Source organism: Streptomyces sp. NPDC092369 (genome assembly GCF_044755245.1).
In the GTDB taxonomy this organism is placed as follows: domain Bacteria; phylum Actinomycetota; class Actinomycetes; order Streptomycetales; family Streptomycetaceae; genus Streptomyces.
This window is the reverse complement of record NZ_JBIVQP010000006.1, coordinates 19,902-35,376: the sequence shown is the minus strand read 5'-3', so window position 1 is coordinate 35,376 and position 15,475 is coordinate 19,902. Positions and strand designations below refer to the sequence as shown.

Annotated in this window: 11 protein-coding genes; 2 read left to right on the top strand and 9 right to left on the bottom strand. The window is 70.3% G+C overall.

The features are described 5' to 3' along the window. Positions 1 to 40: 40 nt before the first annotated feature. The 5 genes from ACIQI8_RS32055 to ACIQI8_RS32035 form a co-directional block, all read right to left on the bottom strand. Positions 41 to 1,738, bottom strand: coding sequence for an LCP family protein (locus ACIQI8_RS32055; RefSeq protein WP_402358068.1), 1,698 nt, complete (start codon positions 1,736 to 1,738; stop codon positions 41 to 43). A 134-nt stretch (positions 1,739 to 1,872) separates the two neighbouring features. Further along, entirely contained in the window at positions 1,873 to 3,537 is a 1,665-nt protein-coding gene (locus ACIQI8_RS32050) for an LCP family protein (RefSeq protein ID WP_402358065.1), read from the bottom strand. A gap of 90 nt (positions 3,538 to 3,627) precedes the next feature. Beyond that, complete coding sequence (locus ACIQI8_RS32045; protein WP_402358062.1) at positions 3,628 to 5,370, bottom strand: LCP family protein; 1,743 nt, start codon at positions 5,368 to 5,370, stop codon at positions 3,628 to 3,630. Positions 5,371 to 5,600: 230 nt separating this feature from the next. Next, positions 5,601 to 6,908, bottom strand: coding sequence for an LCP family protein (locus tag ACIQI8_RS32040; protein WP_402358059.1), 1,308 nt, complete (start codon positions 6,906 to 6,908; stop codon positions 5,601 to 5,603). Positions 6,909 to 7,091: 183 nt separating this feature from the next. Beyond that, entirely contained in the window at positions 7,092 to 7,847 is a 756-nt protein-coding gene (locus tag ACIQI8_RS32035) for a TIGR03089 family protein (RefSeq protein ID WP_402358056.1), read from the bottom strand. Between the two features lie 129 nt (positions 7,848 to 7,976). On the opposite strand from ACIQI8_RS32035, the gene ACIQI8_RS32030 reads away from it, so the two are divergent. Together ACIQI8_RS32030 and ACIQI8_RS32025 are read left to right on the top strand one after the other, a co-directional pair. Beyond that, on the top strand, positions 7,977 to 9,311 hold the full coding sequence (locus tag ACIQI8_RS32030) for a peptidoglycan recognition protein (protein ID WP_402358053.1): 1,335 nt from the start codon (positions 7,977 to 7,979) through the stop codon (positions 9,309 to 9,311). Positions 9,312 to 9,470: 159 nt separating this feature from the next. Continuing rightward, positions 9,471 to 10,553, top strand: a complete 1,083-nt coding sequence (locus ACIQI8_RS32025) for a sugar phosphate nucleotidyltransferase (RefSeq protein ID WP_402358050.1) — start codon at positions 9,471 to 9,473, stop codon at positions 10,551 to 10,553. A 395-nt stretch (positions 10,554 to 10,948) separates the two neighbouring features. On the opposite strand, the gene ACIQI8_RS32020 is transcribed toward ACIQI8_RS32025, so the two are convergent. The 4 genes from ACIQI8_RS32020 to ACIQI8_RS32005 all read right to left on the bottom strand — a co-directional run bounded on the left by ACIQI8_RS32020 (position 10,949) and on the right by ACIQI8_RS32005 (position 15,175). Beyond that, entirely contained in the window at positions 10,949 to 11,968 is a 1,020-nt protein-coding gene (locus tag ACIQI8_RS32020) for a DNA-3-methyladenine glycosylase family protein (protein WP_402358047.1), read from the bottom strand. A gap of 103 nt (positions 11,969 to 12,071) precedes the next feature. Further along, positions 12,072 to 13,400 carry a coenzyme F420-0:L-glutamate ligase gene (locus tag ACIQI8_RS32015; RefSeq protein WP_402359667.1) on the bottom strand — a complete coding sequence of 443 codons (1,329 nt, stop codon included), beginning with the start codon at positions 13,398 to 13,400 and terminating at the stop codon, positions 12,072 to 12,074. Between the two features lie 275 nt (positions 13,401 to 13,675). Further along, positions 13,676 to 14,635 (bottom strand): 2-phospho-L-lactate transferase, encoded by a 960-nt coding sequence (gene cofD / locus ACIQI8_RS32010; protein ID WP_402358044.1) that lies wholly within the window; start codon positions 14,633 to 14,635, stop codon positions 13,676 to 13,678. Positions 14,636 to 14,668: 33 nt separating this feature from the next. Next, positions 14,669 to 15,175: a cysteine dioxygenase gene (locus ACIQI8_RS32005; protein WP_402358041.1), complete on the bottom strand. Its 507-nt coding sequence runs from the start codon at positions 15,173 to 15,175 to the stop codon at positions 14,669 to 14,671. Positions 15,176 to 15,475 lie beyond the last annotated feature (300 nt).

Sequence of the window (15,475 nt, the reverse complement as noted above, 5' to 3'; positions counted from 1 at the left end):
TGATCCGCGTTACCGCACGGTTAACCCGCGCGCGGACCCTCTAACCGGCGCACTGGACCTTGTCGGCCGTGGACTTGTCGACGTCGACGTTCGCCGCGGCGGAGGAGTTGAGCTTGATCCCGGCGCCCTTGAAGTCCTTGCCGAGGGTGAGGGTCATGGCGGGCAGGCCCTGGGAGTTGGTGACACTCTTGCCCGGCTTCAGCGCCGATCCGGACAGGCCCATGATGGCGGCCAGGCGGCGGGCCTGGTCGGCCTGGTCGGGGGCGTACTCGAGGGTGGTCTTCGCGAGCGCCGCGTCCGCGTTGCCGGCGTTCTCGGACTTCAGCACGCCCTCGTCGTTCTGCAGATAGCTCAGCTCCGCCTGCGCACTCCCGCCGGCCGCACCGCCGTTGAGGATCCGGACCCGCACGTCCGCGGCGGCGGACTTGGTGCCCTTCAACCGGGCGGCCACGGCGGCGGCTTCCTTCTTCTTCTGCTGCTTGACCGCGGTGAGCGAGACGTCGTTCTTGATCAGGTCGAAGAGCTGGGGGCCCTTCGCCTCGTTGACGACGACCGTCGCCTTGATCGTCTCGGCCGGGTTGTCCAGCACCGGCACCGTGGTGAAGGAGATGTTCTTCGTCGGCACCTTCTTCAGCTCCAGGGCCATGTCCTTGAGCGTGCCGACCTTGCCGATGGCGCTGTCCACGGTGAGCGCCTTGGTGGCGGCCTCGGCCAGCTTCAGCAGCTTGGTGGGGCTGGTGAGGGTGTCGCCGGAGGACATCTTGCGCATCAGCGAACCGAGGAACTGCTGCTGCACCTTGATGCGGTCGAGGTCGCCCTCGTTGCCGAAGCTGTGCCGGGTGCGCACGAAGGCGAGGGCCTGCTCGCCCTCCACCTTGGACTCGCCCGCGGGCAGGTCGAGCTTGGACTGCTTGTCCTTGACGGCGTGTTCGAGGCAGACCGTGACGCCGTCCACCGCCGTCGTCAGCGTCTTGACCGCGTTGAAGTCGGCCATCATGAAGTGGTCGACGGAGATGCCGGTGGTCTCCTTGACCGTGCGCATGGTGCAGCCGGGGTCCCGGCCGCTCTCGCCCAGGCTCCGGTTGAAGCGCACGCCCTGCTGCCCCGGGACGACGCTCTCGGTGCCGTCGGCCTGCTTGGTCGGGCAGTCGGGGATGTCCACGATCAGGTCGCGCGGGATGCTCAACGCGGTCGCGTTCGTACGGTCCTTGGAGACGTGCAGCAGGATGTTGGTGTCGGCGTGGCCGACGCTGCCCTGGTCGCCGTAGCCCTCGTTGCCGTCACCGGTGCGCTTGTCGGTGCCGATGATCAGGATGTTGAAGGCCTCGTCCTTGCTGAAGCCGCTCTTGCCCGCGTCGCCGATGTCGGTCGTCGCCACGTTGCCTTCGAGGTGCTTCAGATAGAAGTAGGCACCGCCGGCGGTGGCGACCAGCACGAACGCCATGGTGCCGCCGGTCCACAGCAGGACCTTCTTGGCCCGCGACGCCTTCGGCTTCTTCGGCACCGGACGACGGCCGCGCCGGCCCGCGCTCGCCGCCGAGGACGGCGTACGGCCGGTTCCCCGGGGGGCGTTGGCACGGGGTGCGGGGTCCCGGGGGGCCGGTCTGCGCGGGCCCGGGACCGCCGAGTCGGGCGCGGACGGCGTCAGACGCAGTTCGTACTCGCCCGTGTTCGGGTTGAGGACCCACTGGTCTGCGGGGTCGATGCCGTCCGCACGGCCACGGCCTTGCACGTCCACGGTGTATGAGTCCTCCGTCAGGCGCGGCGCTGGATCGCCCACACTAACCGCACAGTTCCGCCTCAGGTGTCGCCGCTGGGCAAACGCGCCCCCCTACAAGTGGTCATTCCCTCTCAATCTCGAACACGGATCCGCTACCAGCGATAGGGCGCGTACACATCCATGCACTGGCCCTTGTCCGAGCCGTTGATGGCGTCGGCGTTGTCCGGCAGGTCACCGGCCTGCGGCGCGGACTGCTTCGGATACGCCGTGCCCTCCCGCCAGTCGGCGCCCACCACGACCGTGACTCCCGACACATCGGTCGACTTCTTCACCGAACTCAGCGGGATCCCGAGGGACTTGGCGACCGCCTGGGCGTCACCCTTCAGGTCCGCGCTCGGGTAGCGCACCACCGTCTTCTCCTCGGAGAGCGTCGCCGTGGTGTCCGCCGCCGCCCTGGTGAAGCCCTTGCCCGCGAGCACCTGGGTGAGCGCGCCCGCCCGGCCGGAGACCGGTGCCCGGTCGGGGGTGCGGGTGGCGTTCTGCACCAGCACGCCCAGCGCGGCCGGGTCGACCGAGGGCGCCTCGGTGGCCGTACCCGTGCCCTTGCTCTTCTTGTCGTCGGACGCCTTGTCGTCGGACGCCTTGCCGTTCTTGTCGAGCGGCACGTCGTCGCGGAGCATCCGCCACAGCTTGTCGGCGTTGGTGGCGTCCGGCACCACGTGGTCGCTGTTCTCGGCGTCCTCGACATTCGGCATCGTCAGCGACGTGATCCGGTCGGACGGCACCGCCTTGAGCTGCATGCCCAGGTCGTACAGCTTCTTGACGGTGCCGATCTCCTCGGAGACCGTCAGCGACTTGGTGGCCGCCTCGGCGAGGCCGGTCAGGCGCCCGGTGTCGGTGAAGACGTTCTGCTTGGTCAGCGTGCGCATCATCGAGTTGAGGTACATGTGCTGGGCCCTGGCCCGCATCAGGTCGCTGCCCCAGGCGTGCCGGGTGCGCAGCCACTGCAGCGCCTTCTTGCCCTTGACCTTGTGTGTGCCGGCCGTCAGCTTCAGCCCCGAACCGCCGGGTACGGCGGCCGTCGGGTGGTCCCACACGTTCTGCCGCACACAGACGTCGACACCGCCGATGGCGTCCGCCATCCGCACCACGCCGGCGAAGTCGATCGTCATCCAGTGGTCGATGTAGACCCCGGTGAGGTTCTCCCAGGTGGCCAGCGTGCAGCCGGCGCCGCCGCGGGCCAGTGACTCGTTGATGATGGTGTTGGTCGCCGGGTACACCGTGCCGGTGTCGGGGTCCTCGCACTTGGGGATGTCGACCCGGGTGTCCCTCGGGATGCTGACCATCGCGGCGCTCTTGCGGTCCGCGGAGAGGTGGATGAGCATCTGCACATCGCCGCGCGGCGGGCTGCCGACGTCGTTCCTGGAGCCGCCCAGCTTGAGGTTCTCCGCGGAGTTGCGGCTGTCGGAGCCGATCAGCAGGATGTTCATCGGCGTCTGCCCGTCCGCGTTCGGACCGGTCTTCCGCGCCTTCGAGTCGCCGCTGCTGCGCCGGCCCTTCTCGATGTTGCTGTTCAGGTGCTCGTAGTAGAGGTATCCGGCGCCGGCCGTCCCGAGTATCAGCACCGACAGGGTCAGCGCCGACCAGCGCAGCACCCGGTGCCCGCGTTTGGGCGGCTGTCTGCGGCGGCCGGATCCCTCCGGCCCGCGGGGACCACCCGCCGGCTCGGCGGGGCCGTCGGAGCCGCCCCTGCCCAGATCAGGAGCGTGCCGGACGTCCTCGGACGTCCCTTCCCCCTGCACACTGCTCTGCGTCATTCCGCTGTCTCCCCACCCCTGCGCCGAAAGCATCCGAAAAGAAAAGAGCCTGCCGTGCGTCCTGTAAGACGTACGGCAGGCCCTTCAGGATCACTTGGCGCACTCGACCTTGTCCGCGGTGGACTTCTGGACCCCTGCGGGGGTCGACCCGGAGGAGGCGTTGATCTTGACTCCGGCGCCCTTGAAGTCCTTGCCGAGGGTGAGGGTCATGGTCGGCAGGCCCTGGGAGTTGGTCACGCTCTTGCCCGGCTTCAGCGCCGAGCCGGACAGGCCCATGATGGCGGCCAGGCGGCGGGCCTGGTCGGCCTGGTCGGGGGCGTATTCGAGGGTGGTCTTCGCGAGCGCCGCGTCCGCGTTGCCGGCGTTCTCGGACTTCAGCACGCCCTCGTCGTTCTGCAGGTAGTTCAGCTCGGCCTGCGCACTGCCGGGCGCGGCACCGCCGTTGAGGATCCGGACCCGCACGTCCGCGGCGGCGGACTTGGTGCCCTTGAGCCGGGCGGCCACGGCGGCGGCTTCCTTCTTCTGCTGCTGCTTGACCGCGGTGAACGACACATCGTTCTTGATCATGTCGAAGACCTGCGGTGCCGTCGTGTCGTTGAGGACGACGGTCGCCGCGACCTTCTCGGCCGGGTTGTCGACCACCGGAACCGTGGTGAAGGTCAGGTTCTTCGGGTTGAGCTTGCCCAGCTCAAGACCCAGGTCCTTCAGCTTGCCGATGCTGTCGAGCTTGGAGTCTACGGTCAGCGCCTTGGTGCCGGTCTCCGCCAGCTTCAGCATCTTCGTCGGGTTGGTGAGCGTGGAGTTGGACTTCAGCTTCCTCATCAGCGCGCTCAGGAACTGCTGTTGGAGCGTGATCCGGCTCAGGTCACCGCCGAAGCCCACCGAGTGCCGGGTGCGCACGAAGGCCAGCGCCTGCTCGCCGGAGATGTTGTGCGTGCCCTTGGACAGCTTCAGATGCGAGTCCGGGTCGTCGATGTCCTTGGCCAGGCAGACCTCGACCCCGCCGACCGCGTCCGTCAGCGTCTTCACCGCGTTGAAGTCGGCCACCATGAAGTTGTCCGGTGTGATCCCGGTCAGTTCGGTGACGGTCCGCATGGTGCAGCTGGGCGTCCGTGCGTCCTGGCCCAGGCTGGTGTTGAAGCGGACGCCGGTCGAGCCCGGGATGACCTTGGAGGAGCCGTCGTCCTGGCTGGTCGGGCAGTCCGGGATGTCGGTGATCAGGTCGCGCGGGATGCTCAACGCGGTCGCGTTGGAGCGGTCCTTGGAGACGTGCAGCAGGATCGTGGTGTCGGCGTGGCCGACGCTGCCGGCGTCGCCGTACTTCGTGTTGCCCGCGCCCGTGCGCTTGTCGGTGCCGATCAACAGGATGTTGATCGCCTTGTCCTTGTTGAAGCCACCGGTGCTCGCGCCGTCGTCGGAGACGGCCGTGATGTTGTCGTTGAGGTGCTTGATGTAGAGATAGCCGGCACTCGCCGTGCCCACGAGCACGAACGCCATGATGCCGCCGGTCCACAACAGGACCTTCTTGGTCTTCGACTTCTTCTTCACCGGCCGCCGGCCGCGCCGCCCCGGCAACGGTTCCTCGGGCGCCCCGCGCCGCCGACGCGAAGGCTGCGTCTCGCGCTCGGGAGCCTGCGGTGCCGCCCGTCCCGCCGCCCGCCCGGGCGCCGCCGTCCGGACCGCGCCCTGTGAGGCGGATCTGCGCGGGCCCGGCACACCCGATTGCGGTGCGGAAGGGGTCAGTCGCAGTTCGTATTCACCGGTGTTCGGGTTGAGTACCCACTGGTCTGCGGGGTCGATGTCGTCCGCCCGCCCACGGCTTTGCGCGTCCACGGTTGTCCGAATCCTCCGTCGGGGCCACGCAAGCGCCTTCCCCCCTACAAGGCGCTTGTCTGGTCACACAGTGCACGACGCCAGGAAGCACCTCGCGGCCGAACGCACCGGATCGCTCACACTATCCGCCCTGTTCAGTGCCGGGGGACCGCGGTGACGAATTGCACGTCCGGGCAACTGGTCAATTCGCCCATTTTCTCGGACATTAGTGCGCCGATTTGGTGAGCGCTTTACCCGCACAAGTCTTCGGCGGCGGTGTTGCCGCGGAACGTCGGCCGGGGAGAAACACCGGCCACGGGCTCGTCGGGCCGCTTTCCGCCTGCCTTTGAGTCGTCGTCTCCGTACTCGCCGTAGTCATACGCGTCTTCGTACGACCCCTCGTACGAAGACTCCTCTCCGTCCCCGTACGAGTTCTCCTCGTCGCGAGACGTCGAATTGCGGCCCTTTGCGGCGGAATCCCGCGGAATTTCCTTGGCCACCGCGAGTGGCGCGTCGGTGCGCAGCCGTTCGAACAGTTTCTCGGCCTCGGGTTCCACGAGCTGGTCACGATTGGCGTTGTAGACGTACGACTCCCGCGGCACGGTAAGGAATTGCACACGTTCCGTGGGGATGTCGCGTACCCCGCGCACGAGTTCGTACAACCCGCGCAGGCTCGCCAGATCCGGGTCGGTCGTCAGCGACGAAGTCGCCGCGTCCAGCACGGGATAGAGCTTCACCGGATTCAGCAGTACGTCATTGCCGCGCACCTTGTTGACCAGCGCCCCGAGAAACCGCTGCTGACGGTCCATCCGGTCGGTGTCACTGCCGTTGCCCAGCGACTTGCGGGCCCGCACGTACCCGAGCGCCTGCTCCCCGTCGAGCGTCACGTTCCCGGCCGGCAGGTTCAACTTCGCGGCCTTGTCGTGGATGGACCGGCGCAGACAGATCTCCACCCCGTCCACCGCGTCGACCATCTCCTTGAAGCCATGGAAGTCGACGACCATGTGATGGTCGATCCGCACGTCCGTCAGCTTCTCCACGGTCCGGATGGTGCAGGCCGAACCGCCCGTCTGGAACGCGTAGTTGAACATCGCGAACATCGGCTCGGTCCGGGTCCCGTCCGGCCGCAGACAGGCCGGCACGTCCACCATCAGGTCCCGCGGCAACGAGACGGCGGTGGCCGCGCGCCGCCCGGCGGCCAGGTGCAGCAGGATCGTCGTGTCCGACCGCTCGGTTCCCGAGTCCCGCCCGTAGCGCGCGTTCCCGTCCCCCGACCGCGAGTCCGACCCGATCAGCAGAATGTTCTGCGCGTCCTTGACGAGCGAGGTCGGCCGCTCCTTCTCGTACCGCGCCAGCTCGGCCGCCGCCGCGTTGTCGGGCGTGATGTTCCCGTCGAGCTTCGCGTAGAGGACCCACCCGCCCCCGGCGGCCACGACCACCAGGACGGCGACCCCGAGCCCCCCGTACGTGACCCACTTCCGCCGACGCCGCCGTATGAGCCCCTTGCCGCTCGCCGACGACCCGGCGCCGGGCCCGAGGGTGCCTGCGCTGTCGGTCACGGCGGATCCCCCTCATGGCGTACGAGCATGCGGTGCGGTCTGCTCCTACGACCATGACCCGTGGCGGCCGCCGGGGGCGGCCGGTGCTGATCCGATCGGGTGACTGCATGCCCCAGGGGCGCGGGGAACTGCGCGACCGGCCGCGACGGGCCCGCACTCGCCGAACCAGCCGCGTCCGATCCCTCAGTGGCGCGAAGCGGTAACGCGCTCGCTCTCGATCCGCTTGGCCAGGGCGTCCTCGCCCAATTGATCCAGATTCCGACACAGCACCACGGAACCGCCGGTGGCGAGCGGCCCGTACAACCCGGCGTTGAGGCCTTCCCAGGTGTCGTACGAGAGCCCCGACAGGATCCGGGATCCCGGCCCGGTCAGCCCGAGCGCCCCCGCCTCCTCCCGCGCCCGCTCGACGACCTCGGCCCCGCTGAAGCCCCGCCCGGCCACGATCAGCGCGGGCTCCTCCGGGTCCACCGGGGAGAACGGCGCGAACCGGTCCCCTTGGCTCGGCACTTCGACGGCGTAGTCCGCGAAGCCCTCCGGGGCCTGCGGGAAGCGCCCGCCCAGCGGCCGCAGGGCGAGAGCGACCCGCTCGCCCCGGCACGCCCGCGCCGCGTCCAGCGAGTCGGGCCCGCTCACGACCACGTCGGCCGTCCCCGCGTCCCCGCCCACGTCCGCGACCACGCCCACCGACGCGCACGCCAGCAGCCACACCGCCGTCTGCCAGTGCGCGGGCAGCAGCAGCGCGACCCGGTCGCCGGGGGTCGCGGCGAGGTCGTTCTGGAGGAAGTTCGCGGTCTTGGCCACCCAATTGGCGAAGGTGGCCACGGACAATTCCACGCGCTCGCCCGTGGCGTCGTCGTAGAAGGTCACCAGGGGGCGTCCCGGGTCCGCGGAGAGCGCGGAACGCAGCAGGTCGGCAGGGGTGCGGTCGGTGGCGTTCACCCGCGCAAGGGTACGCGGGAGGAACGGTGCGCGGCCGGGTGCGGGGCCACCGGTTCGGCGCAGCGGCAGCCGACGGTCCGTCAGTTCCCGGATGGACAGATATATATGACTATGTCCAACATCGGATGCATGCGTGGATTCCTTGCTTCCTCGGTCGGCGTCGCCTGTGCGACCGCCCTCGCCCTTCCGCTGACCCAGCCGGCGTCCGCCGTGGCGAGTCCGGCGTCGAGCCGCACGGCGTCCATGCCGGCGGCCCGCCCGGCCGGCTTGTCCGGCGGCACCCAGTCCCTGCCCCTCGCCCCGCTCACCCGCGCCCGCGTCCTCGGCTCCGCCGCCCCCGAACAGGGCCTGGCCCGCCGGGACGTACGCCACTTCTCAATGGTCGGCGTCATCTGGGACGACCCGGACACCGCCCTGCACGGCAGCGTCCAGGTCCGCACCCGGGCCACCGGCTCCGGCACCTGGTCGGACTGGCAGGACATCGGGACCCACAACGACGACGCGCCCGACCCCGACTCCGCCGAGCGCACCTCGGGCCGCGTCCGCGGCTCCACCCCGCCGCTGTGGGTGGGTGACTCGGACGGCGTGGAGGTCCGCGTACGCGCCGAGGGCGTGAGCCGTACGGAGGACACGGCCCGCGGCACCCGCACGCTGACGTCCGCGACCGCGCTCCCGACGGGCCTGCGCCTCGAACTGGTGGACCCGGGAGAGGCGGAGCCGGCCGGGCCGGAGCCGGTGACGCGAGCAGGGACCCCGCCCGAGGCCACCGAGATCCCGGCGCTGGACCTGCGGGCCACCGAACAGGAAGTACAAGCGCTCTACGGCAGCGAGCTGACGCGGAGTCAGCGCGTGAAGCCGTACATCGGCCCCCGTCCGCGCATCGTCACCCGGCGCGGCTGGGGCGCGGACGAGAAGCTGCGCGAGAAGAAGTTCGTCTACACGAGGAACGTCAAGGCGGCCTTCGTCCACCACACGGACACCGGCAACGGGTACAAGTGTTCGCAGGCGGCCTCCGTCATCCGCGGTATCTACCGCTACCACGTCACGAGCATGGGCTGGCGCGACATCGGCTACAACTTCCTGGTCGACAAGTGCGGAACCATCTACGAGGGCCGGGCCGGGGGAGTGGCGAAGCCGGTGCTGGGCGCCCACACCCTCGGGTTCAACACCAAGAGCATGGGGATCGCGGTCCTCGGCAGCTTCGGCTCGGCCAAGCCGCCCACCGCCGCGGTGAAGGCGATCGCCCGCCTCACGGCCTGGAAACTCGGGATCTGGGGCGGCAATCCGAAGGGAAAGACATATTTGAAGTCCGGAGGTGGCAATCTCTACCGAAAAGGAAAGAACGTACGACTGAATGTGATCTCCGGTCACCGTGACGGCTTCGCCACGGACTGCCCGGGCCTGCAGCTCTACCGCAAGCTCGGCACGACCCGCACGACTGCCGCCCGCTTCCAGGGCCGCTGACCGGCGGGCGGGACTTCGGGGGTCGCATTCACCGCCGTCGGGGGCATGGGTGGACTCGCGGGATGCCGCACGACCGTCGAAGGCGCCGAACAACGTTCTGCATACACTGGCCGGCCGAAAGTCAGTTCGGCCGGTCCCGGCAGGAAGCAGAGACGACAGGTGACAGAAGCGATTCTCCTGGTCGGCGGCAAGGGCACGCGGCTCCGCCCCCTCACGGTGCACACGCCGAAGCCCATGGTCCGGGCGGCGGGTGTCCCCTTCCTCACGCATCAGTTGGCGAGAGCGAGAGCGGCGGGGGTCGAACACATCGTCCTGGCCACGTCCTACCTCGCGGAGGTCTTCGAACCGTACTTCGGCGACGGCTCGTCCTTGGGCCTGCACATCGAGTACGTCACGGAGGAGGAACCGCTGGGCACGGGCGGCGCGATCCGCAACGTGGCCTCGCGCCTCCACTCGGGCCCCGACGACCCGGTCCTGATCTTCAACGGCGACATCCTGACGGGCCTGGACATCCGGCGCCTGGTCCGCACCCACGAGGAGACGGGCGCGGACGTGTCCCTCCACCTCACGAAGGTGACGGACCCGCGGGCGTACGGCCTGGTCCCGACGGACGAGACGGGCCGAGTCCTGGCGTTCCTGGAGAAACCCCAGACTCCCGAGGAGATCGTCACCGATCAGATCAACGCGGGGGCGTACGTGTTCCGCCGCTCGATCATCGACACGATCCCGGCAGGCCGCCCGGTGTCAGTGGAGCGCGAAACGTTCCCCGACCTCCTGTCGGCGGGCGCGCACCTCCAGGGCATGGTCGACTCCACGTACTGGCTGGACCTGGGCACCCCCGCGGCCTTCGTGCGCGGCTCGGCCGACCTGGTCCTGGGCCACGCGCCGTCCCCCGCGATCCCCGGCCGCTGCGGCGACCGACTGGTCCTCCCCACGGCAAGGGTGGCCCCGGACGCGAAACTGACGGGCGGCACGGTGGTGGGAGAAGGAGCCTTCGTGGCCGAGGGCGCGAGGGTCTTCGGCTCGACGATCCTCCCAGGCGCGGTGATCGAACCAGGCGCCGTCATCACCGACTCCCTCATCGGCACCCGGGCTCGCGTGGGCGAACGCTCCGTCCTCACCGGCACGGTCATCGGCGACGGCGCGATCATCGGCGCCGACAACGAACTCCGTGACGGCGTCAGGGTGTGGTGCGACGCCCGCATCCCGGCAGGATCGGTGAGATTTTCGTCGGACCAGTAAACGGGGCTCCCTCCGGGGGAGGGCGATTACTTCCCGGACCGGCATCCAGCACGCTGCACGCGGCGCTGACTGGATGCCGGTCCGGGCCTTTGAGCCGTCCGGTGTCCGGGGCCGAGGCTGCGCCTCTTGAACTCCGGTCCGCGTCCGTGAGCCTGTCGGGCGTCCGGGGCCGTGGCTGTGCCGTCCCGATCCCCCACCCACCCCCAGGGGGCTTCGCCTCTCGGACGCCGGTCCGCATCTTTCAGCCTGTCCGGCGTTTGAGGACGAGGCCGTTCAGGCCGAAGCGGGGTCTGGGGGCGCAGCCCCCAGTGGGGTCGAAGGGGCAACGCCCCTGGTGATGGGACGGGTAGGGGCGGCGGGGGCGAAAAACGCCCGTCAGTACACAGCCGTACGCCTCAAAGCCGCCCAATGTCGCCGACAGGCATCCGCGGCGCCCGCCGAGCCGGCCCCCGCCCACTCAACAAAATCAACCGAGCCGCCCGATGCCGCTGCCCCGCATACGGCTCCAACAGCTCCAACATGACGGAGTCATCCGCATCCCGATCCCCCGCCAACACCCACCCCACGATCCCCGGCAGATGCAGATCCCCCACAGTCACCGCATCCGCCGCCCCATGACTCCGCTGCACCACCTCCGCCGAGGTCCACGGCCCCACCCCCGGCACCACCTCCAACCGCGCCCGAGCCACCTCCGGAGACATCACCACCGCCTCCTCCAACCGCCGAGCCACCCGAACCGCCCGCAGAATCGTCGACGCCCGCTTGTCGTCCACCCCGGCCCGATGCCACTCCCACGACGGAATCAACGCCCACGCCCGAGCCCCCGGCATCACCCACATCCGCCCCCGCACCACCGCCGCGGGCCCCGGCGCCGGCTCCCCGAACTTCCGCACCAACAACCGCCACGCCCGATACGCCTCATCGGTCGTGACCTTCTGCTCCAACACCGACGGAATCAACGACTCCAGCACCAACCCGGTCCGCGTCAACCGCAACCCCGGCCGCCGGTGCCGAGCGACCGCCACCACCCGATGCCGCGGCACGAACGCCTCGGGCTCGTCCGCGGCGCCAAGCAATTCGGGCAGCCGATCGAGCAGCCACGCACCCCCCGACCCCCAAGCCTCCCCACGCACCTCTTCGCCCCGCACGGAGACCCGCAGGGTCCCCGGCCCACACGGCGTGAGACTGGCCCGCCACACGGACCCGTCCGGCATCGCCCGAAACGTCGGATCCCCCGGCCCCCGCCGCAACGGCCCGAGCACAAGCCCGAGATCCACGGGCCACCCCGGCACCCAGGTCCGCACCAGCCCCGACTCCTCGGCCTGCCGAGGCACGCCGGACCCGCCGGACGGCATGACGACATGCCCACCGCGCACGGTCGTACGGGTGGGTCGCGGAGCGAATCGTCCTGCCACGAAGGAAGTCCTGGGAAGCGGAAGGGAGGTCGGAAGGCGGAAGGGAGGTCGGAAAGCCAGAGCCTAGGCGCTCGTACGACGAACCAGCGGCAAAAGAAACAACTCACCGCACCTCAACGAACGCCCCCACATCCCGCTCCGCCCGAGCCCGCGGCTCCTCCGCCGCATGCCCGACCGCCACCGCCCCCATCGGATCCCACTCCTCCGGCAGCCCCAACACCTCACGCACCACGTCCCGACAGAACATCGTCGAGGAAACCCACGCGGACCCCAGCCGCTCCCCGGCCAACGCGACCAGGAAGTTCTGCACCCCCGCCCCCACCGCGACCACGAACATCTCCCGCTCGGCCCCGTCCCGCCGCGGGTCCCCGTAGTCGTGCGACCCGTCCATGACCAGACACGGCACCACCAGATACGGCGCGTTCCGCAGCACATCACCCCGCCGCACCCGCTTGGCGATGGACTCCTCCGACTTCCCGTCCCGCCGCAGATCGCCGATCCAGGCATCCCGCATCGCGTCGAGCAACCGCGTCCGCGACTCCGCGGACTCCAGCAGCACGAACCGCCACGGCGTCGTGTGATGCGGCGCCGGCGCGGTCACCGCCGCGGCCACCGCCCGCCGTACCGCCCCGGGGTCGACGGCCTCGTCGGTGAAGGCCCGTACGGTACGACGCCGGGTCACCGCCTCCCGCACCGCCTCGGACGTGCCCAGCCGGAACATGTCGTCGTGCGCATCGCGCACCATCGCCCGCGCCCCCTCCCCGTGCTCGTGCCGGTCGGTCACCACGTGCGCCAGCCCGCGTACGACGGCGACGGGCAGCCCGGCGGCCTTGCCCTTGACCAGGTCACCGGCCGCCGCGAGCTCGTCCGCCGTCGCCACGACCGTCGCGCTGAGCGGATTGCCGTGCGTGTCCGTGCCGCCGCGCAGATCGTCCAGGACGCGCACTCCGGCGGCGCCGATCGCGACGTCCGTCAGCCCGGAGCGCCATGGTCGCCCGAAGGTGTCGGTGACCAGGACCCCCACGTTGACGCCGAGGGCGTCCCGCAGACCGTCCCGGATGGCCCGCGCGGACGCGTCCGGGTCCTCGGGCAGCAACAGCACCGTCCCGGCAGGGGTGTTGGAGGCGTCGACCCCGGCCGCGGCCATGACGAGCCCCTGCCGGTTCTCCACGATCCTGAGCGCCCCGCGCCGGGCCACGACCCGCACGGTCTCGGCATCGATAGCGGCCTCCCGGTCGTCCGCCTCGACGACCCGCCCCTCCGCCTTGGACACCACCTTGGAGGTAACCAGCAACACATCCCCGTCAACCAGCCCGGGCTCGGCCTCGGCGATCAACTTCCCGAGATCATCACCCCGCTGAACCTCAGGCAACCCACCCACGGCCCAGACCCGAAATCCCCCCGCACCACTGCTCGCGCCCGCGCCCCTCACAGGTTCCGAGCCGCTTCCCGAGCCGCCACCGTCCCCACCGTCCGAGCCGCTTCCCGAGCCGCCACCGGCCACACCATCCGCGCCGCCTCCCGAGCCGCCGCCGGCCACACCATCCGTGCCGCTCCCTGAGCCCTCGCCGCCCACCGGGCGCGTACTGCCCGTGGCACCCGCGCCGGGTCCCGAGCCCGCGCCGGCCACAGCGCCCGCGCCCACGGCACTCCGCGAATCCGCACCCCGCGCAGGTTCCGCCCCGCTGCCCGCACCGTCCGCCCCGCTCACGCCCCCCGCACCTCCTCCGCCAGTGCCAGCGCCTCCCGGGCCATCTCCGCCGTCGTGTCCAGGTCGGTCATCATCAACGGCACCGCCCGGCACCGGATCCCGGCCGACTCGACCCGGTCCACCGCGTCCGCGTCCACCGTGTCGACGAGCCAGCCGTCGAGCAGTCCCGAGCCGTAGTGCTCGGCGACCGCCGCGGCCGTGGACTCCACGCCGACCGCCGCGAGGACCTTGTCGGCCATGCCGCGCACGGGCGCGTTGCCGACGATGGGGGAGAGGCCGACCACCGGCACGCCCGCGTCGGCGATCGCCTCGCGGATGCCGGGCACGGCGAGGATCGTGCCGACGGAGACGATCGGGTTGGACGGCGGGAAGAGGATGACGTCCGCGTCGGCGATCGCCTCCAGGACACCCGGCGCCGGCTTCGACAGTTCGGCGCCGACGGCCACGACCGCCTCGGCCGGGACGGAGGCCCGCAGCCGCACCCAGTACTCCTGGAAGTGCACGGCCTTGCGCTCGCCGTCGACCTCCACGGCCACATGCGTCTCGACCCGGTCGTCGGTCATCGGGATCAGCCGTACGCCCGGTTGCCACCGGTCGCACAGCGCCTCCGTCACGGCGCTCAGCGCGAAGCCGGCCCCGAGCATCTGGGTCCGCACGATGTGCGTGGCGAAGTCCCGGTCGCCGAGCCCGAACCACTCGGGCCCCACGCCGTACGCCGCGAGCTCCTCCTTGAGATGGAAGGTCTCGTCGGCCCGCCCCCAGCCCTGCTCCTCGTTGATACCGCCACCGAGCGTGTACATCACCGTGTCGAGGTCCGGGCAGACCTTCAGCCCGAAGAGGTGGATGTCGTCACCGGTGTTGCCGATGACGGTGATGTCCGCGTCCGGCACGGCCTGCTTCAGACCGCGCAGGAACCGGGCACCGCCGATGCCGCCTGCCAGAACCACAATGCGCATGGGCCAAGTCTTGCAGGCGGGTACGACAACGCGTCAGGCAGTCACTGCACGCGGCTCGGTCCGGGCCTCGCAGTGCGGGGAGGTGTGCATCGGCATCTCGGTCAGGCCCGGGTAGTAGACGTGCAGGCTCACCGCCGGCTCCAGCGCGTCGTTCACGACCTCGTGCACGTACCCCGGCGCGAACACCCGCTGCGCGCCCGCCGCCAACGCGCGCGTGGCCCGCTCGGTGCGCTCGGTCAGCGTGCCCTCCAGGACGGTCAGCACGCCGGAGGAGGGGCCGTGGTCGTGCGGCCCGCTGCCCTGACCGGGCACCCAGGACAGCAGCCACACCTCGTAACCGGGCCCGGTGCGCAGCCGGTGGTACCAGCGCGCGGTGGCGTCGTAGCGGACGAGGTGTTCCCACTGTGTGCGGTCGGCGGCGATGGAGCGGGCCATGCCGACGAACTCGGCCACGGTGGCCGGGTGCTCGCTCGGCGGCTGCAGCAGATGCGGGACTTCGAGGATGTCGCCGGCGATCTGGAGGTCGTTGTCGCTGTTCATTCGGTGCGCTGGTTCCTCAGTGAAAGAAGGTCAGAGGGAACGGAGAACGAATCGTGGTCGACTCGGTTTCCAGCTGGAGCGGGGTTGGCTCAACAGCTGGAACAGCAACAGCTACAGCGAGCGCGGGCAGCACCGTGGGACCCGGCGGTGCGGGTCGAGGTGAGTGCCAAGTTCGCGAGCATGCCCACAAGGACATCGGTTCACACCTTCAGTGTCAACTCGACGCCCGGATCGTGGGACACGGTTCACCCCATCCGGTTCATGTCCGAGGCGAAAGGTTTGTCCATGCGCCCACCGGGA

Excerpts from the sequence above, each read along its gene's own strand:
- ACIQI8_RS32050 (WP_402358065.1), bottom strand. The coding sequence starts at position 3,537 with ATGACGCAGAGCAGTGTGCAGGGGGAAGGGACGTCCGAGGACGTCCGG.
- ACIQI8_RS32030 (WP_402358053.1), top strand. The coding sequence starts at position 7,977 with ATGCGTGGATTCCTTGCTTCCTCGGTCGGCGTCGCCTGTGCGACCGCC.
- cofD (WP_402358044.1), bottom strand. The coding sequence starts at position 14,635 with ATGCGCATTGTGGTTCTGGCAGGCGGCATCGGCGGTGCCCGGTTCCTG.
- ACIQI8_RS32005 (WP_402358041.1), bottom strand. The coding sequence starts at position 15,175 with ATGAACAGCGACAACGACCTCCAGATCGCCGGCGACATCCTCGAAGTC.